Annotated in this window: 25 protein-coding genes; 13 read left to right on the forward strand and 12 right to left on the reverse strand. The window is 74.4% G+C overall.

From position 1 onward, the window contains the following. Nucleotides 1-155 precede the first annotated feature (155 nt). A complete protein-coding gene (gene lipB / locus CLV28_RS07480; RefSeq protein ID WP_100422689.1) occupies nucleotides 156-824 on the reverse strand; it encodes a lipoyl(octanoyl) transferase LipB in 669 nt (222 codons plus the stop codon). Between the two features lie 88 nt (nucleotides 825-912). Next, complete coding sequence (locus CLV28_RS07485) at nucleotides 913-1,338, reverse strand: MarR family winged helix-turn-helix transcriptional regulator (RefSeq protein WP_100422690.1); 426 nt, start codon at nucleotides 1,336-1,338, stop codon at nucleotides 913-915. Nucleotides 1,339-1,432: 94 nt separating this feature from the next. Here CLV28_RS07485 and CLV28_RS07490 point away from each other — a divergent pair, with 94 nt between their 5' ends. The 3 genes from CLV28_RS07490 to CLV28_RS07500 all read left to right on the forward strand — a co-directional run bounded on the left by CLV28_RS07490 (nucleotide 1,433) and on the right by CLV28_RS07500 (nucleotide 6,718). Next, nucleotides 1,433-3,676, forward strand: coding sequence for an MMPL family transporter (locus CLV28_RS07490; RefSeq protein ID WP_100422691.1), 2,244 nt, complete (start codon nucleotides 1,433-1,435; stop codon nucleotides 3,674-3,676). Continuing rightward, a complete protein-coding gene (locus CLV28_RS07495) occupies nucleotides 3,673-4,725 on the forward strand; it encodes a Gfo/Idh/MocA family protein (protein WP_100422692.1) in 1,053 nt (350 codons plus the stop codon). Before CLV28_RS07490 ends, CLV28_RS07495 begins: the two co-directional genes overlap by 4 nt. A 334-nt stretch (nucleotides 4,726-5,059) precedes the next feature. Continuing rightward, nucleotides 5,060-6,718 (forward strand): protein kinase, encoded by a 1,659-nt coding sequence (locus CLV28_RS07500; RefSeq protein WP_100422693.1) that lies wholly within the window; start codon nucleotides 5,060-5,062, stop codon nucleotides 6,716-6,718. A 7-nt stretch (nucleotides 6,719-6,725) separates the two neighbouring features. On the opposite strand, the gene CLV28_RS07505 is transcribed toward CLV28_RS07500, so the two are convergent. From CLV28_RS07505 to lpdA, 3 genes are all read right to left on the reverse strand, one after another. Then, nucleotides 6,726-7,616 carry a TIGR01777 family oxidoreductase gene (locus tag CLV28_RS07505; protein ID WP_100422694.1) on the reverse strand — a complete coding sequence of 297 codons (891 nt, stop codon included), beginning with the start codon at nucleotides 7,614-7,616 and terminating at the stop codon, nucleotides 6,726-6,728. A gap of 89 nt (nucleotides 7,617-7,705) precedes the next feature. Then, a complete protein-coding gene (sucB, locus tag CLV28_RS07510; protein ID WP_100422695.1) occupies nucleotides 7,706-9,487 on the reverse strand; it encodes a 2-oxoglutarate dehydrogenase, E2 component, dihydrolipoamide succinyltransferase in 1,782 nt (593 codons plus the stop codon). Nucleotides 9,488-9,516: 29 nt separating this feature from the next. Next, nucleotides 9,517-10,899 (reverse strand): dihydrolipoyl dehydrogenase, encoded by a 1,383-nt coding sequence (gene lpdA, locus CLV28_RS07515; protein ID WP_100422696.1) that lies wholly within the window; start codon nucleotides 10,897-10,899, stop codon nucleotides 9,517-9,519. Nucleotides 10,900-11,089: 190 nt separating this feature from the next. On the opposite strand from lpdA, the gene CLV28_RS07520 reads away from it, so the two are divergent. Beyond that, nucleotides 11,090-11,428 carry an oxidoreductase gene (locus tag CLV28_RS07520; protein ID WP_170062641.1) on the forward strand — a complete coding sequence of 113 codons (339 nt, stop codon included), beginning with the start codon at nucleotides 11,090-11,092 and terminating at the stop codon, nucleotides 11,426-11,428. Between the two features lie 22 nt (nucleotides 11,429-11,450). Here the strand turns inward: CLV28_RS07520 and CLV28_RS07525 are convergent, their stop codons facing one another. Next, nucleotides 11,451-12,977 (reverse strand): leucyl aminopeptidase, encoded by a 1,527-nt coding sequence (locus tag CLV28_RS07525; RefSeq protein ID WP_100422697.1) that lies wholly within the window; start codon nucleotides 12,975-12,977, stop codon nucleotides 11,451-11,453. 64 nt (nucleotides 12,978-13,041) lie between these two features. Between CLV28_RS07525 and CLV28_RS07530 the strand changes: the two genes are divergently transcribed. The 4 genes from CLV28_RS07530 to CLV28_RS07545 are packed head-to-tail and all read left to right on the forward strand — an operon-like array spanning nucleotide 13,042 to nucleotide 15,195. After that, nucleotides 13,042-13,398: a hypothetical protein gene (locus tag CLV28_RS07530; RefSeq protein ID WP_100422698.1), complete on the forward strand. Its 357-nt coding sequence runs from the start codon at nucleotides 13,042-13,044 to the stop codon at nucleotides 13,396-13,398. A 2-nt stretch (nucleotides 13,399-13,400) separates the two neighbouring features. Continuing rightward, the gene (locus CLV28_RS07535) at nucleotides 13,401-13,925 is read left to right on the forward strand and encodes a hypothetical protein (RefSeq protein ID WP_373314239.1); all 525 of its coding nucleotides are present in this window, start codon (nucleotides 13,401-13,403) and stop codon (nucleotides 13,923-13,925) included. After that, complete coding sequence (locus CLV28_RS07540) at nucleotides 13,922-14,986, forward strand: quinone-dependent dihydroorotate dehydrogenase (protein WP_100422699.1); 1,065 nt, start codon at nucleotides 13,922-13,924, stop codon at nucleotides 14,984-14,986. Before CLV28_RS07535 ends, CLV28_RS07540 begins: the two co-directional genes overlap by 4 nt. After that, complete coding sequence (locus tag CLV28_RS07545; protein WP_100422700.1) at nucleotides 14,983-15,195, forward strand: hypothetical protein; 213 nt, start codon at nucleotides 14,983-14,985, stop codon at nucleotides 15,193-15,195. The genes CLV28_RS07540 and CLV28_RS07545 overlap by 4 nt, the downstream gene beginning before the upstream one ends. A gap of 13 nt (nucleotides 15,196-15,208) precedes the next feature. Here the strand turns inward: CLV28_RS07545 and yczR are convergent, their stop codons facing one another. After that, nucleotides 15,209-16,711, reverse strand: coding sequence for a MocR-like transcription factor YczR (gene yczR / locus CLV28_RS07550; protein ID WP_239073090.1), 1,503 nt, complete (start codon nucleotides 16,709-16,711; stop codon nucleotides 15,209-15,211). A 61-nt stretch (nucleotides 16,712-16,772) separates the two neighbouring features. Between yczR and yczE the strand changes: the two genes are divergently transcribed. Further along, nucleotides 16,773-17,426, forward strand: a complete 654-nt coding sequence (gene yczE, locus CLV28_RS07555) for a membrane protein YczE (RefSeq protein ID WP_170062642.1) — start codon at nucleotides 16,773-16,775, stop codon at nucleotides 17,424-17,426. Nucleotides 17,427-17,534: 108 nt separating this feature from the next. Here yczE and CLV28_RS07560 read toward each other — a convergent pair whose 3' ends face one another. Continuing rightward, the gene (locus CLV28_RS07560) at nucleotides 17,535-18,548 is read right to left on the reverse strand and encodes an aldo/keto reductase family protein (RefSeq protein WP_100422703.1); all 1,014 of its coding nucleotides are present in this window, start codon (nucleotides 18,546-18,548) and stop codon (nucleotides 17,535-17,537) included. Between the two features lie 100 nt (nucleotides 18,549-18,648). Beyond that, nucleotides 18,649-19,302 carry a DUF3043 domain-containing protein gene (locus tag CLV28_RS15495; RefSeq protein ID WP_239073089.1) on the reverse strand — a complete coding sequence of 218 codons (654 nt, stop codon included), beginning with the start codon at nucleotides 19,300-19,302 and terminating at the stop codon, nucleotides 18,649-18,651. Nucleotides 19,303-19,420: 118 nt separating this feature from the next. Here CLV28_RS15495 and CLV28_RS07570 point away from each other — a divergent pair, with 118 nt between their 5' ends. Then, nucleotides 19,421-20,812 carry a dipeptidase gene (locus tag CLV28_RS07570; protein WP_100422704.1) on the forward strand — a complete coding sequence of 464 codons (1,392 nt, stop codon included), beginning with the start codon at nucleotides 19,421-19,423 and terminating at the stop codon, nucleotides 20,810-20,812. A 44-nt stretch (nucleotides 20,813-20,856) separates the two neighbouring features. On the opposite strand, the gene CLV28_RS07575 is transcribed toward CLV28_RS07570, so the two are convergent. Next, a complete protein-coding gene (locus CLV28_RS07575) occupies nucleotides 20,857-21,384 on the reverse strand; it encodes an acyl-CoA thioesterase (RefSeq protein ID WP_100422705.1) in 528 nt (175 codons plus the stop codon). A 91-nt stretch (nucleotides 21,385-21,475) separates the two neighbouring features. Here CLV28_RS07575 and CLV28_RS07580 point away from each other — a divergent pair, with 91 nt between their 5' ends. Beyond that, on the forward strand, nucleotides 21,476-21,901 hold the full coding sequence (locus CLV28_RS07580) for a DUF3817 domain-containing protein (RefSeq protein WP_239073088.1): 426 nt from the start codon (nucleotides 21,476-21,478) through the stop codon (nucleotides 21,899-21,901). A gap of 133 nt (nucleotides 21,902-22,034) precedes the next feature. On the opposite strand, the gene CLV28_RS07585 is transcribed toward CLV28_RS07580, so the two are convergent. Continuing rightward, on the reverse strand, nucleotides 22,035-22,634 hold the full coding sequence (locus tag CLV28_RS07585) for a DJ-1/PfpI family protein (protein ID WP_100422707.1): 600 nt from the start codon (nucleotides 22,632-22,634) through the stop codon (nucleotides 22,035-22,037). Between the two features lie 35 nt (nucleotides 22,635-22,669). Further along, nucleotides 22,670-23,869, reverse strand: a complete 1,200-nt coding sequence (gene nadA / locus CLV28_RS07590; RefSeq protein ID WP_239073087.1) for a quinolinate synthase NadA — start codon at nucleotides 23,867-23,869, stop codon at nucleotides 22,670-22,672. A 64-nt stretch (nucleotides 23,870-23,933) separates the two neighbouring features. Here nadA and CLV28_RS07595 point away from each other — a divergent pair, with 64 nt between their 5' ends. Together CLV28_RS07595 and erpA are read left to right on the forward strand one after the other, a co-directional pair. Beyond that, complete coding sequence (locus CLV28_RS07595) at nucleotides 23,934-24,995, forward strand: glycerate kinase (protein WP_100422709.1); 1,062 nt, start codon at nucleotides 23,934-23,936, stop codon at nucleotides 24,993-24,995. 192 nt (nucleotides 24,996-25,187) lie between these two features. Then, nucleotides 25,188-25,541 (forward strand): iron-sulfur cluster insertion protein ErpA, encoded by a 354-nt coding sequence (gene erpA, locus CLV28_RS07600; protein WP_100423076.1) that lies wholly within the window; start codon nucleotides 25,188-25,190, stop codon nucleotides 25,539-25,541. Nucleotides 25,542-25,561 lie beyond the last annotated feature (20 nt).

Here is a 25,561-nt window from a genome sequence, read left to right on the forward strand (position 1 = left end):
CGTCCGGTGGTACGGCGAGGCCCGTGCCGACCCACCCGAGAACTCCGGCACGGACTACTTCCCTTGCCTCCAGGGTACGCGCACGCTCCCGGCGCCGCAGGGTGCCGCCCGGTGCGCTGCGTCACTGTGGGGCGGGCGGTGCCGGGGCCCCGGGGTCAGGCGCCCGGTGCCGTGCCCGCGTGCTCGCGGACGACCTCCGTGAGCCGCGCGCCGAGCGCGTCCCGCAGGAGCGGCTCGACCTCGGCGATGGTCACCTCGCGCCCGAGCTCGGTACTGAGCGAGGTGACGTCGGCGTCGGCGATGCCGCACGGGACGATGCGGTCGAACGCGGCGAGGTCGGGGTCGCAGTTGAGCGCGAGCCCGTGCATCGTGACGCCGCGCGCGACGCGCACGCCGATCGCGCAGACCTTGCGCTCGCGCCGCGACGCGTCGGCAGGCACCCACACGCCGCTGCGCCCCTCGACGCGCACGGTCGCGAGCCCGAGGCTCGCGCAGACGTCGATCACGGCCTGCTCGAGCGTGCGCACGTACGCGACGACGTCGACGGGCTCGCGCAGCGGGACGACGGGGTAGGCGACGAGCTGGCCGGGCCCGTGCCAGGTGATCTTGCCGCCGCGGTCGACCTCGACCACGGGGGTGCCGTCGACGGGGCGGTCGGCGCGGTTGGTGCGGCGTCCGGCGGTGTAGACGCCCTCGTGCTCGACGAGCAGGACCGTCGGGGGTGCGTCGCCCGCGACGACGGCGGCGTGGGTCTCGCGCTGCAGGTCCCACGCGCGGTGGTAGTCGACGAGGGCCGTGCCGAGGTCGAGCGGGCGGAACTCCATGGGGTCAGGGTAGCGCTCGGCCACGAGGACGCGGCCGGGTCAGTCGGGGCCCACGCGGGGGCCCACGCCGGGGCGGTCGGTGCGCAGGTCAGTCCGTGCGCGAGCGGACCATCGCGATGAGCAGCGCGCGCAGCGTGTCGATCTGCTCGCCGTCGAGCCCCTGGGTCGAGATCTCGTCGGCGCGGCGCGGCTCGGCGGCCGAGAACGCCGCGGCGCGCCCGGCGTCGGTGATGCTCACGGTGCGCCGGCGCTTGTCGTGCGGGTCGAGCGCGCGCGACACGTGGCCGGTGCGCTCGAGGCGGTCGAGGATGCGGCTCATCGTCTGCTCGGTGACCTTGTTCTCCGCGGCGAGCTCGCGCTGCGTGCGCGGGCCGCGCAGCAGGTGCATGAGCACCGGGAAGCTCGCGTGGTTGAGCCCCCACCCGGCCAGGTGGGCGTTCCACTCGCGCTCGACGTGACGGGTCGCCGCGGACAGCAGGCGCCCCGTGGGCCAGCGGGTCAGGTCGTCGCCCATGCGTCGTGCCACGGGGTCGGGGAGCTCGTCGCGGGGGTGCGGCGAGGGGACGGGCGGTTGCGTGGCGTGCCTCCTCTGGGCAAGGATACTCAGCATGCTGAGCAAAAGGTCGACCGGCGTTCTCCGAGGACTACTCATTGTCGCAGTGATCGGTGTGTGGCTCGCGCTCGGCTCGCTCGGCGGACAGGCGCAGGGCAAGCTCTCGTCGGTCCAGACCAACGACTCGGCGGCGTTCCTGCCCGAGTCGGCCGAGTCCACCCGCGCCGCCGAGGCGGGCGCGGAGTTCGTCGACGCGGAGTCCCTGCCGGCGCTCGTCGTGGTCGAGGGTGCCGACGGCGGCGCGCTGAGCCAGGAGCAGCTCGCGGCCGTGCAGTCCTGGGCGGACGACGTCCCCGGCCTCGCGCTCGAGGGCGCGGGCGACGGGGAGCCGCAGACCGTCGGCGACACGCTCACGGGCGACCCGGTCGTCGTCCCGTCGGAGGACGGCGAGTCCGCGCTCGTCGTCGTCTCCCTCGACGCCGGGACGTCGGCGGACACGATCGGCGCCGACGAGGAGAGCGTCAACGACGTCGTCGTCGAGGCCATGCGGGCGGCCGACGGCCCGCTGACCGAGGCCGGGCTCGACGCCTACGTCACCGGGCCCGCCGGGTTCGTGGCCGACCTCGTGAGCGCGTTCGGGGGCATCGACACCGTGCTGCTGCTCGTCGCGCTCGTCGCGGTCCTCGCGATCCTCGCGGTGGTCTACCGCTCGCCGATCCTGCCGTTCCTCGTGATCCTCACCGCGGTGTTCGCGCTCAGCCTCGCCGGCCTCGTGGTCTACCACCTCGCCGACTCGGGCACCCTGACGCTCAACGGGCAGTCCCAGGGGATCCTGTCGATCCTCGTCGTCGGCGCCGCGGTCGACTACTCGCTGCTCGTCGTGGCGCGCTACCGCGAGGAGCTCGTGCACACGCGCAGCCCGTACCAGGCCGTGCGGCAGGCCGTGCGCGCCTCGCTCGAGCCGATCGCCGCGAGCGCCGGGACCGTGATCGCGGGCCTGCTGTGCCTGCTGCTGTCCGACCTCGCGTCGAACCGGTCGCTCGGGCCCGTGGCCGCGATCGGCATCGCCGCGGCGTTCCTCGGCGCGCTCACGCTCCTGCCCGCGCTGCTCGTCGTGGCCGGCACACGCTCGCGGGCGCTGTTCTGGCCTCGCATGCCGAAGTTCGTCGAGCGACCGGACGAGGGCGACGCCGACGGCGCCCCGCGCACCGCGTCGGCCGACACCGACGACCACGTCGACGTCGAGGGTCACGGCGTGTGGTCCCGCATCGCGTCGTTCGTCGGACGTCGGGACCGCGTCGTGTGGGTCGTCACCGCCCTCGTGCTCGCCGGGTGCGCGGCGTTCGTGCCGACGCTCGACGCGAACGGCACGGGCGACTCCGAGGTGTTCCTCACGCAGGTCGACTCGGTCGACGGCGAGGCCGTGCTCGACGACCACTTCTCGGGCGTCTCGGCGCAGCCCGCGATCGTCGTGGCCCCCGAGGGCGACCTCGACGCGGTCGTGACCGCCGCCCAGGGCACCCCCGGAGTCTCCGCGGCCGTCCCCGTGGCCGAGGGCGAGCCGTCCGCCCCCGGGGCACCCGCTTCCGGGCCTCCGGTGGTGATCGACGGGCAGGTGCGCGTCGACGTCACGACGACCGCGACGTCCGACTCGCAGGAGGCCGTCGAGACGGTCGCGGCCCTGCGCGACAGCGTGCACGCGGCGTCGCCCGAGGCGCTCGTCGGGGGCGCGGCCGCCGAGCGGCTCGACACCCAGCTCGCGGGCGAGCGCGACCTGCGGGTCATCGTCCCGGTCGTCCTGCTCGTGATCCTGCTGATCCTCATGCTGCTGCTGCGCTCGGTGCTCGCCGCGGTGCTGCTCGTGGCCGCGAACGTGCTCTCGTTCGGTGCCGCGCTCGGCGTCTCCGCGGTGATGTTCAACCACGTGTTCGACTTCCCGGGCGCCGACCCGTCCGTCCCGCTGTTCGCGTTCTGCTTCCTGGTCGCGCTCGGCGTCGACTACTCGATCTTCCTCATGACCCGGGTGCGCGAGGAGTCGTTGCAGGTGGGCACGCGTCCGGGCGTGCTGCGGGCGCTCGCGGTGACCGGCTCGGTCATCACGTCCGCCGGCGTCGTGCTGGCCGCGACGTTCGCGGCGCTCGGCGTGATCCCGCTGCTGTTCCTCGCGCAGATCGCGTTCGTGGTCGCCTTCGGCGTGCTCGTGGACACGTTCGTGGTGCGGTCGCTGCTCGTGCCCGCGCTCGTGCACGACATCGGGCGTCGCACGTGGTGGCCCAACCGTGCTGGGATGAGGGCATGAGTTCCGAGAACCCCACGAGGATCGCGGTCGTCGGCTACGGCGGCGCGGGACGCGGCATCCACGCCCGCCTCGCGCGCGAGGCCGGTCTCGTCGTGACGGCCGTCGTGGCCCGCGACCCGGGCCGTCGGGCGCAGGCGCTGGACGACTGGCCCGACGTCGCGCTGTGCGACGACCTGCCCGCGCTGCTCGCCCGGCCGGAGGCCTACGACGTGGTCGTGATCGCGTCGCCCACGCCGTTGCACGTCGAGCACGCGCGGGCCGTCGCCGCGGCCGGGGTGCGGTTCGTGCTCGACAAGCCCATCGCGCTCGACGCCGCGGGTGCGCGCGCCGTCGTCGACGCCGCGCGCGAGGCGGGCACCCCGTTCACGGTCTTCCAGAACCGCCGTTGGGACCCCGAGCAGCTCACGCTGCGCGCCGTGCTCGACCGCGGGGAGCTCGGTGAGGTCCATACCTTCGAGCGGCGCTGGGAACGGTACCGGCCCGTGCCGCGGCAGCGCTGGAAGGAGAACGACCTCGCAGGCGGCGGGCTGCTGCTCGACCTCGGCCCGCACCTCGTCGACTCCGCGACGCAGCTCTTCGGCCCCGTCGAGTCGGTGTACGCCGAGATGCGCGCCCTGACCACGCCCACCGAGGACGACGTCTTCCTGACCCTGCACCACGCGCCCGGCGAGGGCCGGGGCGTCGTCAGTCGGCTCTGGGCGGCGTCGGTCGTGGGCGCCCCCGGACCCCGCACGCGCGTGCTGGGCACCGACGGCGCGTTCGTCGTGACGACCTTCGAGGACGACGCGTCCCCGTTTGAGGTGTTCGACGACGCCGCGCCCGCGGGCACCGAGGGCTGGGTCACCAGGGCGCGCGAGCGCACGCCCGTGCCGCGCGCCCCGGGCGGGCACGCCGACTTCTACCGGGCGGTCGACGCGTGGGTCCGTGGTCGTGGCCCCGTGCCCGTGGACCCCGCCGACGCGGTGCGCACCGCGCAGGTGCTCGACGCCGCACGCGAGTCGGCCCGGACGGGTTCGCGCGTGCGGGTCGCCGCGCCGCGGGAGGGCTGACCCGGGCGGTCACCGCGGCCCTGCGCCATCGTGCGCGCGGTGGCGGGCACGTCCGGCTGTGGACAACCGCGGACGGGGCCTCGCGGTGCGCTGGGATGGGACGGTGGACTTCCTCAGCGACTCCGCCGCCGACCCTGCGGCGCTCCCGGACCCTCCGACGATCCCTGACGCTCGTGCGGTCCCTGGTCCTGCTGCGAACCCTGGACCTCCTGTGGTCCCTGGTCACCCGGCGGCCCCGGATCTTCCTGCGGTCCTGAGTCCTGCAGCGCTCGTCGATCCTGCACCGGCCGTCGATCCTGCACCGCCCGTCGATCCTGCACCGCCCGTCGCGTCGGTGGTCACGGACCCCGTCGCGGCGCTCGTGCACGCCGGTGCGTGGACCGACGAGGGCCCTGCCGAGCTGCTGGGCGGCCGCCTGCTCGTCGCGCCCGACGGCGAGCGACGGGTCGCGGTCGCGGTGCCGCCCCAGGTGGACGCCGCCGACCCGCGGCTGCGACGGCTGCTCGGCGTCCGGCACCCGAGCCTCGTCGCGGTGCGGTCCGTCGAGTGGGCCGGGTCGGGTGCCGTCGTCCTGCTCGACGACGTCCGGGGGACCAGGCTCGACGAGGTCCTCGCGGACCGCGGCACCCTGGCTCCCGGGGAGGTCGTGACCCTCGGGATCCGGGTCGCGCAGGCGCTCGCCGCGCTGCACGCGGCCGGGGTCGTGCACGGCGGGCTCGACGCCCGCGACGTCCTGGTCGCGCAGGACTCGAGCGTCCGGCTCGTGCCCCGGCTGGGCGCGGTCGCCGGGGCGCAGGGAGCGGCGGACGTCGCGCGGCTCGCCGCCCTGCTCGCCGCGTGCCTGGGGCAGCCCTCGCGCACGGAGGCGGCACGGGAGCCGGACCCTCAGGCGACGCGGGTGCGCGAGGTCGTCGCCGCGGCCCGCAGGGCGCCGGTGCCCGCGCCGGGCACCTTTGCGGCGCAGGTCGCCGAGTGCGGGCCGGCCGTCGCGGTCGCGACCACCGCGCCGGGCCGTGCGACGCCGCAACGGGGCCGGTCGGCACGGGTACCGGGTTCACGGCCGTCGGGTTCACGGGCATCAGGTTCACGGGCATCGGGTGCACGGGCATCGGGTGCACGGCCGTCGGGCTCACGGGTATCGGATCCACGGGCGTCGGGTGTGCGAGCGCTGTCGGACGCCGGGCGGCGGGGACGCGCGGGGCTGCTCGCGACGCTCAGCGTCGGCGCCGTCGCGGTGGCGGTCCTCGCGGTCGTCCTCGGGCCCCGGACGGCGGGGCCGTCCGGCACGGTGGACGCCGACGGCGGGACTGTCGCAGGCACGGACACGGGTGGTGCGCACACGGCCGGAGCGGACACGGCTAGATCGGACACGGCCGGATCGGAGCATGTCGGTGCGGGTGGGGGACCGGGTGCGGCGGGAGACGCGCACGACGGCGATGGCCTGCTGCACGACCGCACCGACCCTGTCGCGGCGGCGGGCGAGCTCACGCGACGACAGGTCGCCGCGCGGGCCGCAGCGGACGACGACGCGTGGTCGCGTCTCGTCGTCCCCGGCTCGCCGGCGTCCGCCTCCGGGCCCGGTCGGCCGGAAACCGCGCGCGTGGTGAGTCCGGCCGACGGGGTCGAGGTCGTCGTGGCGGACGCGGTGGTCGTCGACCCGATCGCCCGGCCCGACGCCGCGACGTCCGCGGTGGGGGAGCCCGACACCACCACGAGGTCCGCGACTGGAAGTTCGGCGCCTGCGACGTCCGCCGAGGCGACCTCCGCCGAGAAGACAACTGCCGAGACGACCTCCGCTGTACGGACCGACGCTGTACCGACCGACGCTGTACCGCCCGCCTGGACCCTGGTGCGCGTGCGCTACGAGATCGGCGCGCACGTGCAGGTCGTCGACGGCGTCGAGGTGCCCGTCGAGGCGTCCGGTCCGCTCGAGGCGACCCTCGCGCTCGCGTGGGACGACGGCGCGGGGTGGCGGGTCGCGCAGGTCCTGTGAGGATCCGTCAGCGGGACGCGACCCACCGGGCCGCGGCGTCGACGTCGGCGTGCTCGAACCGGAACCCGTCCGCCTCGAGCGCGGCGGGCACCATGCGCTGGGAGTCCTGCAGCGTCGTCGCGAACTCGCCGAGCGCGACGCGCAGCGCGACGCCGGGCACGGGCACGACGGCGGGCCGGTGCAGCGCGGCGGCGAGCGCCCGCGTGAGGTCCTTGTTCGTCGCGGGGGTCGGTGCGGCCAGGTTCACCGGTCCCGCCAGGTCCGAGGTGAGCAGGTGCACGAGCGCGGAGACCTCGTCCGGCAGGGTGATCCACGGCCACCACTGACGGCCCGAGCCGAGCGGACCCGCCACGCCGAGCCGGATCAGCGGGAGCAGCCGGCCGAGCGCCCCACCGGCGGGGGAGAGCACGATGCCCGAGCGGGCGTGGACCACGCGCACCCCCGCGGCCTGCGCGGGGGCCGTGGCCGCCTCCCAGCGCTGGACGACGCCCGCAAGGAAGCCCTGGCCGGGGCCGTCGTCCTCGGTCAGGACGTCGTCGCCGCGATCGCCGTAGAACCCGACCGCCGAGCCCTGCAGCATGACGCGCGGGGGATCCTCGAGCGCGGTGATCGTGGTCGCGAGCAGGCGGGTCGGGGCGACGCGCGAGTCCAGGATCGTGCGCTTGTAGGCGGCGCTCCACCGGTGGTCGCCGACGCCCGCACCCCCGACGTTGACGACGGCGTCCGCGCCCTCGAGGTGCGCAGGGTCGAGCTGTCCCGCCGCAGGGTCCCATGCGCGCTCGTCGGCGGCCCGGGGCGTGCCGCGCACGAGGCGCCGCACGGTGTGCCCGTCCTCGTGCAGCCTCTCGACCAGGGCGCTGCCGATGAGTCCGTGCGAGCCCGCCACCACGATGTCCATCGCCCCACCGTACGGGTTTCGTGGCGACACGCAGCGGGGCCCCGCCGACGACGTCGACGGGGCCCCGCTGGTACCGGTTCAGGCGGAGGTCAGAGGCCGACCTCGGACTCGAACGCGCCCTCCTCGATGCGGTTCTTGATCGCGGTGAGGAAGCGTGCGGCGTCCGCGCCGTCGACCAGGCGGTGGTCGTAGGACAGGAAGATGTAGCACATCGAGCGCACCGCGATGCTCTCGTTGCCGTCCGCGTCCGTGAGCACCACGGGGCGCTTGACGATCGTGCCCGTGCCGAGGATCGCGACCTGGCCGCCCGGGACGATCGGGGTGTCGATGAGCGCCCCGCCCGAGCCGGTGTTCGTGATCGTGAACGTCGCGCCGCCGAGCTCGTCCGGTCCGACCTTGTTGTCGCGCGTGCGCGAGGCGAGGTCGGCGATCTTGCGGGCGATGCCCGCGAGGTTCAGGTCGCCCGCGTCGCGGATGACGGGGACGAGCAGACCGCGCTCGGTGTCGACCGCGATGCCCACGTTCTCCTGACCGTGGTAGACGATCTGGTCGTCCTCGATGCTCGCGTTGATCTTCGGGAAGGCCTTGAGGGCCTCCGTCGCGGCGAGCGTGAAGAACGGCAGGAACGTGAGGTTCGCGCCCTCGCGCGCCTTGAAGTCCGCCTTGGCGCGAGCCCGCAGGCGCGCGACCTTGGTCACGTCGACCTCGACGACCGTGGTCAGCTGGGCCTGCGTCTGCAGGGCCTCGACCATGCGCGTCGCGACGAGCTTGCGCAGGCGCGTCATCTTCTCGGTGGTCCCGCGCAGCGGCGAGACCTCGGGGATCGACGCAGCCTTGGGGGCGGACGGCGCAGCCGCGGCGGGAGCCTTGGCGGCCTCGGCCTGGCGGGCCGCCTCGAGGACGTCCTCCTTGCGGATGCGGCCACCTACGCCGGTGCCGGTGATCGACGTGACGTCGACGCCCTTCTCGGCGGCGAGCTTGCGCACGAGCGGCGTGAGGTACGAGCCGCCGGCAGCCTTCGGTGCCTCGGTCTTCGGTGCTTCGGCCTTGGGGGCCTCGGCGGGGGCCGGAGCCTCGGCCTTGGGCTCCTCGGCCTTGGGGGCCTCGGCGGGGGCCGGGGCCTCAGCCTTGGGCTCCTCGGCCTTCGGCGCCTCGGCCTTCGGCGCCTCGGCCTTCGGAGCCTCGGCAGGAGCCGGAGCCTCCGCCTTGGGCTCCTCGGCCTTCGGCGCGGCACCCGACCCGACGATCGCGAGCACGGTGCCGACCTCGACGGTCTCGTCCTCCTGGACGAGGATCTGCTGCACGGTCCCGGCGACGGGCGACGGCACCTCGGTGTCGACCTTGTCGGTCGAGACCTCGAGCAGCGGCTCGTCGACCGCGACCTCGTCGCCCACGGCCTTGAGCCAGCGGGTCACGGTGCCCTCGGTCACGGACTCGCCGAGCGCGGGGAGGGTGATCTCCTCGCCGCCCGACGTCCCGGCCTGCGCGGCGGGCGCGGACTCGGGGGCCGCCTCGGCCGCGGGGGCCTCGGGCTCCGCAGCGGGAGCGGGTGCCTCCTGCGCGGGCTCGGCCTGCGCCGGCTCGTCCTGCGCCTGCTCGGCGGCGGGGGCGGCAGGGGCGTCGCCCGAGCCGGAGCCGTCACCGATCACGGCGAGGTCGGTCCCGACGTCGACCGTCTCGTCCTCCTCGACCAGGATCTTCTCGAGCACGCCCGCGACGGGCGACGGGATCTCGGTGTCGACCTTGTCGGTCGAGACCTCGAGCAGCGGCTCGTCGATCGCGACCGTGTCTCCGACGGCCTTGAGCCAGCGGGTGACGGTTCCCTCGGTGACGCTCTCGCCGAGCGCCGGCATCTGCACGTTGTCAGCCATGACCTCTCGGGTCTCCTTCGATCGTTGGGTCAGTTGTGGGCGTGCAGGGGCTTGCCCGCGAGAGCCAGGAAGGCCTCTCCGAGGGCTTCGTTCTGCGTGGGGTGGGCGTGGACGAGGCTGGCGACGTCCTCGGGGTACGCCTCCCAGTTCACGATGAGCTGTCCCTCGCCGATGAGCTCGCCGACGCGCGCGCCGACCATGTGGACGCCCACGACGGGGCCGTCCTTCTGGCGCACGAGCTTGATGAAGCCCGTCGTGCCCAGGATCTTGGACTTGCCGTTGCCCGCGAGGTTGTACTCGAGGGTCTCGACGGCGTCGTCGCCGAGCTGCTCCTTGGCCTTGGCCTCGGTCAGGCCGACCGAGGCGACCTCGGGCTCGCAGTACGTCACGCGGGGGATGCCCGACTCGACGATGGGTGCGGGCTTGAGGCCGGCGATGTGCTCGGCGAGGTAGATGCCCTGGGCGAACCCGCGGTGCGCGAGCTGCAGCCCGGGGACGATGTCTCCCGCGGCGTAGACGTTCCCGACGCCCGTGTGCAGGTTCTCGTCGACGATCACGAAGCCGCGGTCGAGCGTGATGCCCTGCTCCTCGTACCCGAGGCCCGCCGTGCTGGGCCCGCGGCCCACGGCGACGAGCAGGAGCTCGGCGTCGAACGTCTTGCCGTCCTCGAGCGTGACGTGCACGCCCTGGTCGTCCTGCGTGACGCCCGAGAACCGGGTGCCGACGTTGAACTTGATGCCGCGCTTGCGGAACGCGCGCTCGAGCGCCTTGGACAGTGCGGCGTCCTCGGCGGGCACGAGGCTCGGGAGGCCCTCGACGATAGTCACGTCGACGCCGAACGACTTCCAGACGCTCGCGAACTCGACGCCGATCACGCCGCCGCCGAGCACGATCGCGGACTTCGGCACGTAGTCGAGCGTGAGCGCCTGGTCGGACGTGATGACCCGGCCGCCGATCTCGAGGCCGGGCAGCGAGCGGGCGTACGAGCCGGTCGCGAGCACGATGTTGCGGCCCGTGTAGCGCACGCCGTCGACCTCGACGGCGTCCTTCGCGACGAGCGTGCCCCAGCCCTCGACGAGCGCGACCTTGCGCGACTTCACGAGGCCCTGCAGGCCCTTGTAGAGACCGGCGATGACGCCGTCCTTGTAGCCGTTGACGCCGGCCATGTCGATGCCCTCGAGCGTCGTGTTGACGCCGTACTTGGCACCCTCGCGGGCGTTGTCGGCGAGCTCCGCGGCGTGCAGCAGCGCCTTGGTGGGGATGCAGCCCTTGTGCAGGCACGTGCCGCCGACCTTGTCCCCCTCGACGAGAGCGACGCTCATGCCGAGCTCGGCCGCGCGGAGGGCCGTGGCGTAGCCGCCGCTGCCTCCACCCAGGACGACGATGTCGAAATCAGTGCCGGTGTCGGCCACGTGCAGCTCCTTCGTGCTGTCATTCGGGTGGTGTGTACCACGTGTCATCTTGGCACCATCGGCGGGTGCTCCCCAATTCCGACCGGCCTGCGGGACTGTGACGATGCAGACACGCCGGGCGCCCGCCGCGTCGCGGACCTGCGGCCGGTCGTCCAGCGCGTGACCAGGATCACGCCCTATCCTGCGAGGCATGGTCAGTCTCTCCCGCCTGTTCTCGCGTCGCACGACGGCGCAGGACGACGCGGCCGGCACCGAGCCCGGCACGGGTCGTCGGGCGACGCTCGCGCACCTGGGCGAGTTCACCCGCACGCGCGTGGGCGTCGAGGCGTACATCGAGCCGCCGACGCACGACACCCCGACCACGCTCATGCTCGTGGCGACCACGGGGGAGTGGACCCGCCGTCGCGTCCCGGACGCCGCGGCGGCGCGCAAGGTCGCGGCGCAGCTCGGCGTGCCCGTCTACGACGTGCTGTTCACCGGCTACCCGCAGCGCTACCGCGACTGGACGTCAGCGCAGCGCCACCGCTGAGGGGCGCCGCGCCGACGACGCGTCAGCGGGTCGCGCGGGCCTCGACCAGGCCGAGCAGCGTCCGCACGCCCACGCCCGTGCCGCCCACGGGCGTGTACCCGTGCGCGGCCTTCTCGTTGAACGCAGGACCGGCGATGTCGAGGTGCGCCCAGGGCGTCGACCCGACGAACTCGCGCAGGAACACGCCGGCGATCAGCATGCCGCCCCAGCGCTCGCCAATGTTCGCGAGGTCCGCGACCTTCGACGCGAGCGTGGCGCGCAGCTCGCCCGGCAGCGGCATCGGCCAGAACTGCTCGCCCGTGGCGGCGGCCGCCGCGACGACCTCGTCGCGCACGGCGTCGTCGCCCATGACAGCCGAGACGCGGTTGCCGAGCGCGACCATCTGCGCGCCCGTGAGCGTCGCGATGTCGAGCACGACGTCCGGCTTCTCCTCGGTCGCGGCGACCAGGCCGTCGGCCATGACGAGGCGGCCCTCGGCGTCGGTGTTGAGCACCTCGACGGTCTTGCCGCCGCGGATCGTCACGACGTCCGACGGGCGCTGCGCGCTGCCCGAGGGCATGTTCTCGGCGAGGCACAGCCACCCGGTCACCGCGACGGGCAGGCCGAGGCGGGCCGCCGCGACGACCGTGTGCAGCACGGCCGCGGCCCCCGACATGTCGGACTTCATGGCGTCCATGCCGGCGGCGGGCTTGATCGAGATGCCGCCCGAGTCGAACGTGATGCCCTTGCCGACGAGCGCGACCTTCGAGGCGGGCTTCGACGGCGAGTAGCTCACCTTGACCAGACGCGGTCCGCGCACCGAGCCCTGCCCGACGCCCACGAGCCCGCCGTACCCGCCCGCGGCGAGCTGCTTCTCGTCGAGGACCGTCACCTTGACGCCCGTGCCCTTGGCGGCAGCCTTGGCCGCGTCGGCGAACGCCGCGGGGTAGAGGTCGTTCGGGGCGGCGTTGACGAGGTCGCGCGTGCCGTGCACGGCCGCGGCGAGCACCGTCGCCCGGTGCAGCGCGGCCTTGGCCTTGGCGGTGCGCGAGATCGGGGTCACGACCTCGATGGTCGCGGGCGGCGCGGGGACGGGCGCCTTGGCATCCTTCGAGCCGTCCTTCGCGCCGTCCTTCGGCGCGGAGCCGCGGTAGCGCGCGTAGGCGTACGCGCCGAGCAGCGCACCCTCGGCGACGGCGGCGACGCTCGCCTCGTCGTCGGCGGGCAGTGCGACCGCGACCGACGAGGTCCCGGCGAGGGCGCGGACCGCGGCACCCGCGGCGCGGCGCAGGGTCTCGGGCTCGAACGTGCCGTCCTCGGCGCGCGTGCCCAGGCCCGTGAGCACCAGCACGCCGGCAGCGAGGTCGTCGCCCGCGGGCAGCTTGTGCACCTCGTCGGCGGCGCCGGTCACGCCGAGCAGCTCGGCGAGGGTCTCGATCTGGTCCACGACCGGTGCCGGCAGGTCGGCGCCCACGAGCGCGACGCCGTCGGACGTCGTGTGGGTGCCGACGACGAGGGCGTCGACTCCGAGGGTGGTCGGGTTCTTTGATGTCAGGGTGAGGTCAGCCACGTCTCGATGCTAGCGCGCGGTCCTGGACCGCGGCCGGGTGCCGCCGCCCGGTACTCTCGCACCCGTGGTGATCCCTCTCCTGCTCCTCGTCGGCGTGCTGTGCGTCGCGCTCGCCGCCTGGGCCGGCTGGTTCGTCGCGCGCGACCGTGCGGTGATCCTGCGCCAGCTCTGGGGTGCGGCCGTGGTCGAGGGGGTCCTGCTCGTGCAGGGCCTCGTGGCCGTGGTGCAGGTCCTCCAGCGCGACGCGGCGCTCGACGGCGTGCTGTTCTGGGGGTACTACGTGACCGCGCTCGTGATCCTGCCGGTCGCCGCGCTGTGGGCGTTCGCCGAGCGCACGCGCTGGAGCTCGGTCGTCCTGCTCGCCGCCGCGCTCGTCGTGGCGTTCCTCGAGCTCCGCCTGTGGCAGATCTGGGAGGCATGACCATGGTCCGACCGCTCGACCCCGCCGACGGGACGGCCCGAGGCCCGGCCCGCGACGAGTCGCGCGCGCAGGGAGCGTCAGGGCGTGGCTTCGGCCGCCTGCTCGTCGCGGTGTACGGGGTGTTCGCGATCTCGGCGGGCGCGCGCGCCGGCTACGAGCTCGTCACCAAGTTCTCCGACGCCCCGCTCGCGTACTCGCTCTCGGCGTTCGCGGCCCTCGTGTACGTCGTGGCGACCGTCGCCCTCGCCCGGGGCCGCGGCGTCTGGCGGACGGTCGCCTGGGTCGCGGTCGCGGTCGAGCTCGCGGGCGTGCTGAGCGTCGGGACGCTCTCCGTGGCGGACGCCGCGGCGTTCCCCGACTCGACCGTGTGGTCCGCGTTCGGCGCGGGCTACGGCTACGTCCCGCTCGTGCTGCCGTTCGTCGGCCTCTGGTGGCTCTGGCGCACCCGCCCCGCCGTGCCCGCCGGCGACCCCGTCACCGTCCGGTCCGACCAGGACGCCCCATCGAAGCCCGAGGAGATCGCGTGAAGCGCCCCTACGACGTCCTGTTCGACACGGTGTTCCGCCGCATGGACCCGGAGCGTGCGCACGAGGTCGCGTTCCGGGCGATCGCCGCGGTCGGGAGCGTGCCGGTGCTGCGCGACGTCGTGCAGGGCGCGGTCGCGCCCTACCTGGGGCGTGGCGCGGGCGGCCCGGGGAGCGTCCGGGCGCTCGGCCGCACGTTCCCGGCGGCGTTCGGCCTCGCGGGCGGCTTCGACAAGAACGCGCGGGCGATCCGCGGCCTGACGATGCTCGGCTTCGGGTTCGTCGAGGTCGGGACGGTCACGGCGCACGCGCAGCCGGGCAACGAGACCCCGCGCCTGTGGCGCGAGCTCGACGTGCGCGGCGTGCGCAACCGCATGGGCTTCAACAACGAGGGTGCCGCCGCGGCGTCCGTGCGGCTCGAGCGGCTGCGGTCGACGAAGGCCGGGCGCGCCGTCCTCGTGGGGGCGAACATCGGCAAGACCAAGGTCACCCCGGCCGACCAGGCCGCGGGTGACTACGCGACCTCGGCGACCCTGCTCGCGCCGCTCGCGGACTACCTCGTGGTCAACGTGTCCTCGCCGAACACGCCCGGCCTGCGTGACCTGCAGTCAACCGAGTCGCTGCGCCCGATCCTCGTCGCGGTGCGTGCCGCGGCCGACGCCGCGTGCGACTCCGCGGGGGTCGGGCGCACGCCGCTGCTCGTCAAGATCGCCCCGGACCTCGCGGACGAGGACGTCGACGCCGTCGCGGACCTCGCGGTCGAGCTGGGCCTCGACGGCGTCGTGGCCGTCAACACGACCATCGGTCACGACCGTGGTCCGGGGGGACTGTCCGGCCCGCCCGTGCGTGAGCGGGGCCTCGAGGTCGTCGAGCGCCTGCGAGGCCGGCTCGGACCGGACGCCACGATCATCGGCGTCGGCGGGATCACGACCGCGGACGACGCGCGTGCCTACCTCGCAGCAGGTGCGACCCTCGTGCAGGGCTACACCGGGTTCCTGTACGAGGGTCCGTTCTGGGCGAGGCGGATCAACCGTGCGCTCGCGCGCGACGCGGTGACGCGATGATCCGGCCGCAGTGGCAGTGGCGCCTCGAGGACGCCGAGGGCACCCCGGTGCCCGGCACCGCGAGCCCCGTGTTCACGATCCAGTACGACGCCGAGCAGTGGCTCGGCGAGCACTGGCGCACGCTCGCCCGCGGCGGAGCGGTCTCCGCCCGGCTCATGCACGACGGCGCGCAGGCGACCGCGACCATCCCGTTGCCCGCGCAGGACTGACGCCCAGGGCCGCTCACCGTTCCGGGGCGGTTGCGGCCCACGCCCGGGCCAGGCGCGGCACCGCGCGCGTCAGGGTCTCGGCGTCCTGCGCGTAGGTCGCGCGCACGAACCCCGTGCCCGACCCGTCCGGGGTGAGCGCAGGGCCGGGATTCACCAGGACGCCCTCGGCGGCGGCGCGCGCCGCGAACGCGTGGGCCAGGGGCGCGCCGAGGCCGATCCACAGCGCGAGACCGCCGGCCGGGCGCGGCACCGTCCACCCGGGTACCGCGGCGCGCAGCCCGTCGACGAGCACGTCGCGCTGCTCGCGCACCCGGGGCAGCCGCTCGGCGAGCACCTCGTCGGCGCGGCCCAGGAGGTCGGCGACGACGAGCTGGTCGAGCACGCTCGTGGTCACGTCCACGGCCTCGCGGTACCGGCTCAGCCGGGCGACCAGGTCGCTCGGGCCTCGCACCCACCCGACCCGGAGGCCGCCCCACAGGACCTTCGACGCGGAGCCGACCGTGACGACGGACGACGCGGTGCCGGGCCCGGCGAAGCTCGACGGCGGCGCGCCGTCGAGGGTCAGGTCGGTCACGGTCTCGTCGCCCACGACCATGCTCTGGTGACGGCGCGCGAGCGCGCGCACCTGCTCGCGCTCGTCGTCCGTGAGCGAGTACCCGGTCGGGTTGTGGTGGTCCGGGATCAGGTACGTGACCCGTGGCGTCGCGCCGCGCAGGGTCGAGGCCAGGAGGTCGACGTCGAACGGGGGGTGCTCGGGCGCGGGCGCCCCGGGTCGGCCCACGGGCAGCCCGACCAGGCGCGCGCCCGCCGCACGCGCCGCGTCGAGCGCGTGCACGTACGTGGGGGACTGGACCACGACGCGGTCCCCGGGGCGCACGAGCGTGCCCAGGAGCGTCGCGACGGCGTGCTGCGCGCCCGAGGTGACGAGGATCTGGTCCGGGCTCGTGGGCGTGCCGCGCCGCGCGTAGCGCTCGGCGATCACGGCCCGCAACGGTTCGATGCCCAGCGGGTGGTAGCCCGGGCCCGCGAGGTACGCGGGCAGGCGGTCGACCGCGCGCAGGACGGCGGCGTGCAGGGTGGGCGGTGCGGAGAGCGCGGCCTGGCGCAGGCTGATCACGTCCGGTCCCGGTCCGGACCGCTCCCAGGGGGTGTCGCCGCCCGTGACCGAGCGACGGGCCTGCTCGTCCTGCGGCAGCACCGTCACGGTGCCCACGCCCGTGTGCGCCCGGGCGAGGCCGTGCGCGCGCAGCTCCTGGTAGGCCGCGGTCGTCGTCGTGCGCGAGACGCCCAGCGCGGCGGCGAGGTCGCGCTCGCTCGGCAGGCGGGTGTGCGGGGCGATCGCGCCCGAGAGGACGGCGGACCGCAGCGCGTCCGCGAGAGCGCGGTACGCCGGGCCACGCGTCGCGAGAGCGCCGAGCCGCCGGACGGTGGCCGGCGCCGACAGGTGGCGGTCGACGGTCAACGGGGTCCGGACGGGCGTGGCTCCGGTGGTCGGCGCGTGCTCGGTCGGTCTCACCGGGCCACGATGGCGCGATTGGCCATGGAAGTCCAGTCCAATCTTCCGCCACGATGGGTCCATGGATCGAGGAATGCGGTCGGGCGCGTGGCGTGGCGTGCAGCTCGTGGGCGGACTGTTCGCCTTCGCGCTGTCGATGGCCCTGCTCATGGCGTCGGGCCAGGGCGCGATGCCGTGGGACGTGCTGCACCAGGGGGTCGCGCGCACGAGCGGGGTGCCGGTCGGCGTCGTGGTCGCACTCACGAGCGTCGTGGTCATGCTGCTGTGGATCCCGCTGCGCCAGCGCCCCGGGGTCGGGACGCTCGCGAACCTCGTGATCGTGGCGGTCGCGATCGACCCGATGCTCGCGCTCGTGCACGCGGTGGCACCCGCCCCCGGGATCGTCGCGGGGATCACGCTCGCGCTCGCCGGCATCGTGCTCAACGGCGTCGCGACGGCCGCGTACGTCGGGGTGCACCTCGGGCCGGGGCCGCGGGACGGCCTGATGACGGGTCTGTGTGCGCGCACCGGGTGGCGGGTCGGTCCGGTCAAGACCGCGATCGAGGTCGTCGTGGTCCTGGCGGGATGGGCGCTCGGCGGCACGCTCGGATGGGCGACGCTCGCGTACGCGCTCGGCGTCGGCGCCGTGGTGCAGGTCGCACTCCCGTGGTGCGACGGCTCGCGCCGCCGCACCACGGGGTCCGGTCACCTCGCCCGTCCTGCCGACGTCAGGTAGGTCCCGACGTCAGGTAGGTCCCGACGTCAGGTGGGACCCGCCGTCAGGTGGGACCCGCCGTCAGGTCGGGCCAGCCGCCGGCGAGGACGGTGCGTCGGGACGGGTCCGTCAGCTGGGCCGCTGCTGCGGCGCGCCCTCGGCCGTCCGTGCCGGGTCGCGCTCGACGACGTCGCCCAGCACCTCGTCGATGCGGGCCATGAGCTCGGCCGGGATCGTCACGCCCGACGCCTTGACGTTCTCGGCGACCTGCTCGGGACGCGACGCGCCGATGAGCGCGGCGGCCACGTTCGGGTTCTGCAGCACCCAGGCGACCGCGAGCTGCGCGAGCGACAGCCCGAGCTCGTCGGCCACGGGCCGCAGGCCCTGGACCCGGGTCAGCACGTCGTCCGACATGAAGCGCTGGATGAAGCGCGAGCCGCCCTTCTCGTCGGTCGCGCGCGAGCCCGCGGGCAGGGGCTGGCCGGGCACGTACTTGCCCGTGAGCACGCCCTGGGCGACGGGCGACCACACGATCTGGGAGACGCCGAGCTCGGCCGAGGCGGGGACGACCTCGTCCTCGATGACGCGCCACAGCATCGAGTACTGCGGCTGGCTCGAGATCAGCTGGACGCCGAGGTCCTTGGCGAGCGCGTGCCCGGCGCGCAGCTGGTCGGCGGTCCACTCGCTCACACCGATGTACAGGGCCTTGCCCTGGCGCACGACGTCGGCGAACGCCTGCATCGTCTCCTCGAGCGGCGTCTCGGTGTCGTACCGGTGCGCCTGGTAGAGGTCGACGTAGTCGGTGCCGAGGCGGCGCAGCGAGCCGTTGATCGACTCCATGACGTGCTTGCGCGACAGGCCCGAGTCGTTGGGCCCGCCGGGGCCGGTGGGCCAGTAGACCTTGGTGAAGATCTCGAGCGACTCGCGACGCTGACCCGCGAGCGCGTCGCCGAGGACCTGCTCGGCGACGGTGTTCGCGTAGACGTCCGCGGTGTCGAACGTGGTGATGCCGGCGTCGAGGGCCGCGTGGACGCACTGCGTCGCGACGTCGTTCTCGACCTGGGAGCCGTGGGTGAGCCAGTTGCCGTAGGTGATCTCGGAGATCTTGAGACCGCTGTTGCCGAGGTATCGGTAGTTGACCATGCGAACAGCCTACGGTCGCCGGCTCGGCGCACGCTGGGAGAGGGCCGTGGCGCGCCCGGGGCGACCCTGAGCAGGTCGACCGGACTACAGGTCGACCGGACTACTCGGGGTAGACACCGTGCTTCTTGTGGCGGGGCTTGGGCAGGCGTGCGCGGCGGATCTGGAACGCGCGCATGACCGCGTACATCGTGGTCCCGCTCGGCACCTCGCCGAACTTCGCCTTGATCTTGCGCTTGAGGCGCTGCCACATGATGATCGCGTCGATCACGGTCGCGAACACGATGAGGTAGAGCCCGAGCGTCACGTAGACCGAGATGACTGGTGCGTTGACGGTCGCGATCATGAGTCCGAGCGAGACGAGCGCGACGATCAGGAAGAACTCGCCGAGGTTCCAGCGCGCGTCGACGTAGTCGCGCACGTAGCGCTTGACCGGACCCTTGTCGCGCGGCGGGAGGTGCTTCTCGTCGCCCGACTGGAGCGCGAGCTGCTGCTTGTGCCGCTCCTCGCGCATCTGCGCACGGGCGGCCTTCGCGGCGGCCCGGCGGTCCGTGGGGACCAGGGGGCGCTTGTTCGCGGCCTCGGCCTCGCGCCGGCGCGGGGTCGGGCGGCCCTTGGTGGTGACGCCGACCGGGTCGCCCGCGGCCGAGGCGTCGACGACGGGAGCGTCCGTCACACCCTGGGTGGTCGGCGCGTCGGTGACCGGCGCGTCGGAGGTCGCGGCGTCCGTGGTCGAGGTCTTGTCACGTGAGAACACCCCTCCAGGGTAGTCCAGCCGCGGACGACGCCGGGCCGGGCGGCGTCCGCCCTGGGCGAAGCGTCGCGCCCGGGGAGGGCGGGACGCGCGCGCGGGGTGGCGCTTGTAGCCTGGCGAGGTGACGACTACCCCAGACCCCACCAGTCCCTCCGCCGACACCGTCGCCCACCTGCGCGACCGCGTCGCGGACCTCTTCCCTGCGCTGCGCGCCGACCTCGAGGCGCTCGTGCGCATCCCGAGCGTCTCGAGCCCCGCGTTCGACCAGGCGCGCATGGACGACAGCGCGGCCGCGGTCGCCGAGCTCCTGCGCGGTGCCGGGATGCCCGACGTGCAGGTGCTGCACGCGACCGGTCCCGACGGCGCGCGCAGCCGGCCCGCGGTGGTCGCGCGGCGCCCCGCGCCCGAGGGCGCGCCGACCGTGCTGCTCTACGCGCACCACGACGTGCAGCCCCCGGGCGACGCCGCGCACTGGGACTCGCCGCCGTTCGAGCCGACCGAGCGCGACGGGCGGCTGTACGGGCGCGGCGCGGCGGACGACAAGGCCGGGATCGTGGCGCACGTGGGTGCGCTGCGCGCGCTGGGTGACGAGCTCGGGGTCGGGGTCACCTTCTTCTCCGAGGGCGAGGAGGAGATCGGCTCGCCGCAGTTCCTGCCGTTCCTCGAGCAGCACCAGGAGCTGCTCGCGGCCGACGTGATCGTCGTGGCCGATTCGGGCAACTGGAAGGTCGGCGTGCCCGGCCTCACGACGTCGCTGCGCGGGCTCGTGGACTGCGAGGTCGAGGTCCAGGCCCTGACGCACGCGGTGCACTCGGGCATGTTCGGCGGCCCCGTGCTCGACGCGTATACGCTGCTCGCACGCCTGGTCGCCACGCTCCACGACGACGCGGGCGAGGTCGCGGTCGAGGGCCTGCACCGCGGTGCCGAGCCCACGGTCGACTACGACGAGGCGTCGTTCCGGGCCGACTCGGGCCTGCTCGACGGCACCGTGCTCGCCGGCTCCGGGACGATCGCCGGTCGGCTGTGGACCAAGCCCGCGATCGCGGTCATCGGCATCGACGCCACGAGCGTCGCGGAGTCGTCCAACACGATCGCCCCGCGCGCGACCGCGAAGATCTCGATGCGGCTGGCGCCCGGGCAGGACCCTGCCGCGGCGGCCGACGCGCTGCGTGCGCACCTCGAGGCGCACGCCCCGTTCGGCGCGAAGGTCACCGTGCGCGACGGCGAGCGTGGTCGGCCCTTCCAGGCGCCCGAGGACTCCGAGGCCATGCGGGCCGCGCGCTGGGCGTTCGCGACCTCGTGGGGCACCGAGCCCGTCGACATCGGCATCGGCGGGTCGATCCCGTTCATCGCCGATCTGCTCGAGGTGTTCCCGGACGCGGCGATCCTCGTCACGGGCGTCGAGGACCCGGACTCGCGCGCGCACGGCGCGAACGAGTCGGTGCACCTCGGCGAGCTCGAGAAGGTCGTGCTCGCCGAGGCGCTGCTCCTGGCCCGGCTCGCGCAGCGCTGACCCGGAGCTGCTGACCCGGAGCCGCTGACCGGGAGCCGACCCGGCTACGCGCGGTGGGCCACGCCGACGGCGTCGGCCCACCGCGCGACGTCCTCGGGGAGCTCGGGCGCGGTGGCCGTGGGGTCGAGGACGGCGACGACGTCCGACCCCGGGATCCGCTCGCCCGCCCGGGACAGGAACCGGCCCGCGATGACGCCGCGCGCGCTGAGCTCGCCCGCGCGCGTGAAGACCTGCTCGAGGTAGACCACGCGGTCGTCCCAGCCGAGCACGCGCGTCGTGATCTCGAAGCGGTCCCAGAGCTTGAGCGAGCGCCGGTACTTCATGGTCGACGCCGCGACGACGGGATACCAGCCGCGTTCCTTGAGCAGGGCGAACGCGCCGAGGTCGGCGAGGAAGTTGCTGCGCGCGACGTCCATCATCTGCAGGTAGGTGCCGTTGTTGACGTGCATGTAGAAGTCGAGGTCGCCCGGGTGCACGCGCATGCGCGTGACGGACGGGTCGAGCACGTGGCGCCCGAGGACGGCCTTGCGGGGGCGGGTGCTGGCGAGCGTGAGCTGGATCTGCCGGGTCATGGGGGCACGCTACTACCGGTGACCGGCGGTATCAGGTATCGGGATCGGCACGATTTCGGTACGCGCGTACCGCTGTGCGAGCATGGCGCGCGTGACGACCGAACCCCACGCCCCGACCCCCGCTCTCGACGCCACGACCGCCAACGGCGCCGTTCCCACGGACGGCGTTGCGAGCCTCGACAATGCGCAGGCCCCCGCGCGCGACCGCTCGCTGCTCGTGCGCACCTTCCACGTCGTCGCGATCGCGGAGGCCGTCTCGTGGGCCGGCCTGCTCGTCGGGATGTTCTTCAAGTGGATCCTGGAGACCACCGAGGTCGGCGTCTCGGTCATGGGTCCCGTGCACGGGGCGATGTTCATGTTCTACGCCCTGCTCGCGGTGCTCGTCGCGGTGCGCCTGCGCTGGAGCGTCGGCACCACGCTGCTCGCGCTCGTCGCCGCCGTGCCGCCGTTCTGCACGCTCGTGTTCGACGTCTGGGCGCGTCGCACCGGACGGTTCGCACGGCGCGAACGCCGCTGAGAACGGCCTGACGGCGGCGGGATCGCAGTTGACGGTGACGACGCAGTTGACGGCGGCAGCGCAGTTGACGGCCGCAGCGCAGCCGACGCCGTCACCGCCCCCGGACGGTCCGTCGCGCTGGGAGCAGAGGCCGTCAGACCGGGGGAGCCGGGTCGTACTGGATCGCGTGTCGCACCGCGCGCGCGACGTCGACCGAGTCGAGCCGGGCCACGAGGTGCAGCGCCATGTCGATCCCCGCCGACACGCCCGCCGACGTCACGAGGTCGCCGTCGTCGACGAACCGCGCCTCGGTGTCCACGAGCGCGCTCGGGTCGAGCGCCGCGAGCTCGTCGACGTGTGCGTGATGCGTCGTGACGGGCCGCCCGGCGAGCAGACCCGCCGCCGCGAACGACAGCGCGCCCGTGCACACGCTCGCGAGCAGAGGCGTGTCGGCGCGCAGCCCGCGCAACCACGCGAGGTGCTCGGGGTCCGCGAGCAGGGGTCGCGTGCCGGCGCCGCCCGGGTAGACCAGCACGTGCAGAGGCCCGACGTCGGGCGCCGCGCGGTCCGGGACCACGCACAGCCCCTTGGCGAGCCGCACCCCGGAGCCGTCGAGCGAGAAGGTCGTCACGCGCGGGCGCAGCGGCGAGAGCTCGGCCCACGCGGCGAGCACTTCGAACGGTCCCACGACGTCGAGCTCCTCGGCGCCGTCGAACACGAAGATCCCTACGTGCGGCCCCGAGCTGCCCGTCATGTCCGCCTCCTGTCAGTGCTGCGTCGCGCGCCCGCTCACGCCCCGGGGAGCGCGAGCATCTGGTCGAGCGCGACGCGGGCCCAGTGGGCGTCGTCCGCGTCGACGACGATGCGGTTCGGCACCCGACCCGCGACGAGCGACTCCATCGCCCACACGAGGTGCGGCAGGTCGATCCGGTTCATGGTCGAGCAGAAGCACACCGTCGAGTCGAGGTAGTGCACCTGCTTGTCCGGGTGCGCCTTCGCGAGCCGGCGCACGAGGTTGAGCTCGGTCCCGATCGCCCACGACGACCCCGCGGGGGCCGCGTCGAGCGCCTTGATGATGAACTCGGTCGACCCGACCATGTCCGCCGCCGTGACGACCTCGTTCTTGCACTCCGGGTGCACCAGGACGGTCACGTCCGGGACCGCGGCGCGCACGTCCGCGACGTTGCGCTCCGAGAACCGCCCGTGCACCGAGCAGTGCCCGCGCCACAGGATCATGCGCGCGTCGCGCAGCTGCTCGACCGTGAGGCCGCCGCCCGGCTTGCGCGGGTCGAACACCACGCAGTCCTCGGCCGACATGCCGAGCCGCAGCAGCGCGGTGTTGCGACCCAGGTGCTGGTCGGGCATGAACAGCACCTTGCCGGTGCCGTCGACCCCGCCGACCTGGTCGAACGCCCAGCGCAGCGCGACCTCCGCGTTCGACGACGTGCAGACCGTGCCGCCGTGGCGGCCCGTGAACGCCTTGATCGCGGCCGTCGAGTTCATGTACGTGACGGGCACGGTCGCCTCGGCGACGCCCGCGTCGACAAGCACGTCCCAGGCGTCCTCGACCTGGTTGATGGCCGCCATGTCGGCCATCGAGCAGCCCGCCGCCATGTCGGGCAGCACGACCTGCTGGTCGTCCGAGGTCAGGATGTCGGCGCTCTCGGCCATGAAGTGCACGCCGCAGAAGATCACGTACTCGGCGTCGGGCCGTGCGGCCGCCTCGCGCGCGAGCTTGAACGAGTCACCCGTGACGTCGGCGAAGTCGATCACCTCGTCGCGCTGGTAGTGGTGCCCCAGCACGAACGCACGGTCGCCGAGGGCGGCCCGGGCAGCCCGTGCCCGCGCCACGAGGTCGGGGTCGCTCGCGGCGGGCAGCGCGCCCGCGCACTCGACGCCGCGCTCCGAGGCGAGGTCGCGGTTCTGCCCGAGCAGCAGCAGGGCTGAGGGCTCGGGCTCGGTGAAGGTCGACTCCAGCAGCGTGCTCACGGCTTCATGATCGCACAGCGGGGCGCGCCCGGTCCGGGCGTGCTGGCCTGCGAGAATGCCGCGCATGGCCACCGCGCGCGTGCTCGTCCTGTCCTCGACCGACGCCGGGACGACCCGTTCGCGGGAAGGCGCGACCGGTCCCGCGACCGGTCCGGCGCACGACGCCGGCGGGGCCGCGCAGGACTTCGGCACGGCCGCGGACGCCGTCGCACGGGCCTGGTCCGCCGCCGAGCCGCACGCCGTGGTGACCCGCCGCACGCTCGACGTGCACGACCCCGTGCTGCGCGCCGCGCTGCGTGCCGCTGAGCCGCCCACCGAGGTCGTCGCCGCGACGAGCTCGGGCGCCGCGGGCCGGGCCGTGCTGGACGCCGTGCGCGACGGCGCACGACGCGTCGTCGTCCCTCTCGCGGACGTGACGACCCACGACGGCGGGCACGGGTTCCTCACGGCGCTCCTCGGTGACGCACCGGCCGACGAGCGCGCACCGGCCGACGAGCCCGTCCCGGCCGACGCGCTCGTGCGCGCCGCACGCGCCGCGCTGCGCGGCGTCGACCTCGTCGCTCTCGTGCACGACGACCTCCCGCTGCTCGGCCTCCACGGCGCCACCGCGACCCGCGCCGACCGCGGGCAGGACGTCGGCGGCGACCCGCAGCAGGTCGAGCGCTCGCTCTCGGCGCTCGCGGACGACCTCGCGCGCGGCGTCCACGACGTCGCGGGCGACCTCCTCGCAGGCTCCGACGCCCGCTCGACCTTCCGCCGACTCACGAGCACGCCGGGAGCGGGCGACGGCGGCGGGCTCGGGTTCGGCATGCTCGTCGCGGGCGGGCGCCTCGTCGACGCCGCACGGTGGGCCGGTGCCGCGACCGACCTCGACGCCGCGATCAGCGGGGTAGACCTCGTGGTCGTGGTGCGCGAGGTCCTCGACGGGACCGCGCTGCACGGGGGCGAGGTGCCGGACGCCGTCCGCCGGGCCGGGCCTCTGGGCGTGCCCGTGGTCGTCCTGGCCGCCGACGTGCGGGTCGGTCGGCGGGAGACCGGCGCCGCAGGGCTCGCGGGGGCCTACGCGCTCGAGGACTCCGACGCGCACGTGCGGCGGATCGCCAGGACCTGGACCCCGGCCCGGTAGCCCCGGGACGGTGGGCACGCGGACAGCAGCGACCGGGACAGCAGACCCCGGGACGGTGGACCCCTGGACCTGCCGCGGCACTCGGGGCGTAGACTCGGGAACAGACGCGACCCCGGCGCTGTTCGCACGGGAGACGCGCCGGGACGACGGCGTCGTCGCACGCGACAGGGACCTACGACCGCGGAGATGCACATGAGCGAGACCACCGAGACCACGACCACGCACGGCGTGCTGCTGACCGACGTCGCCGCGGGCAAGGTCCGCAGCCTCCTCGAGCAGGAGGGCCGCGACGACCTGCGTCTGCGCGTCGCCGTCCAGCCCGGCGGCTGCTCGGGCCTGATCTACCAGCTCTACTTCGACGAGCGCGTGCTCGACGGCGACGCGCTTAAGGACTACGACGGCGTCGAGGTCGTCGTCGACAAGATGAGCGTCCCCTACCTCGAGGGCGCGACGATCGACTTCGCGGACACCATCGAGAAGCAGGGCTTCACGATCGACAACCCCAACGCGGGCAGCGCCTGCGCGTGCGGCGGCTCGTTCAGCTGACGGCTCTCCAGCATCGCCTC

Source organism: Sediminihabitans luteus (genome assembly GCF_002797595.1).
Lineage (GTDB): Bacteria > Actinomycetota > Actinomycetes > Actinomycetales > Cellulomonadaceae > Paraoerskovia > Paraoerskovia lutea.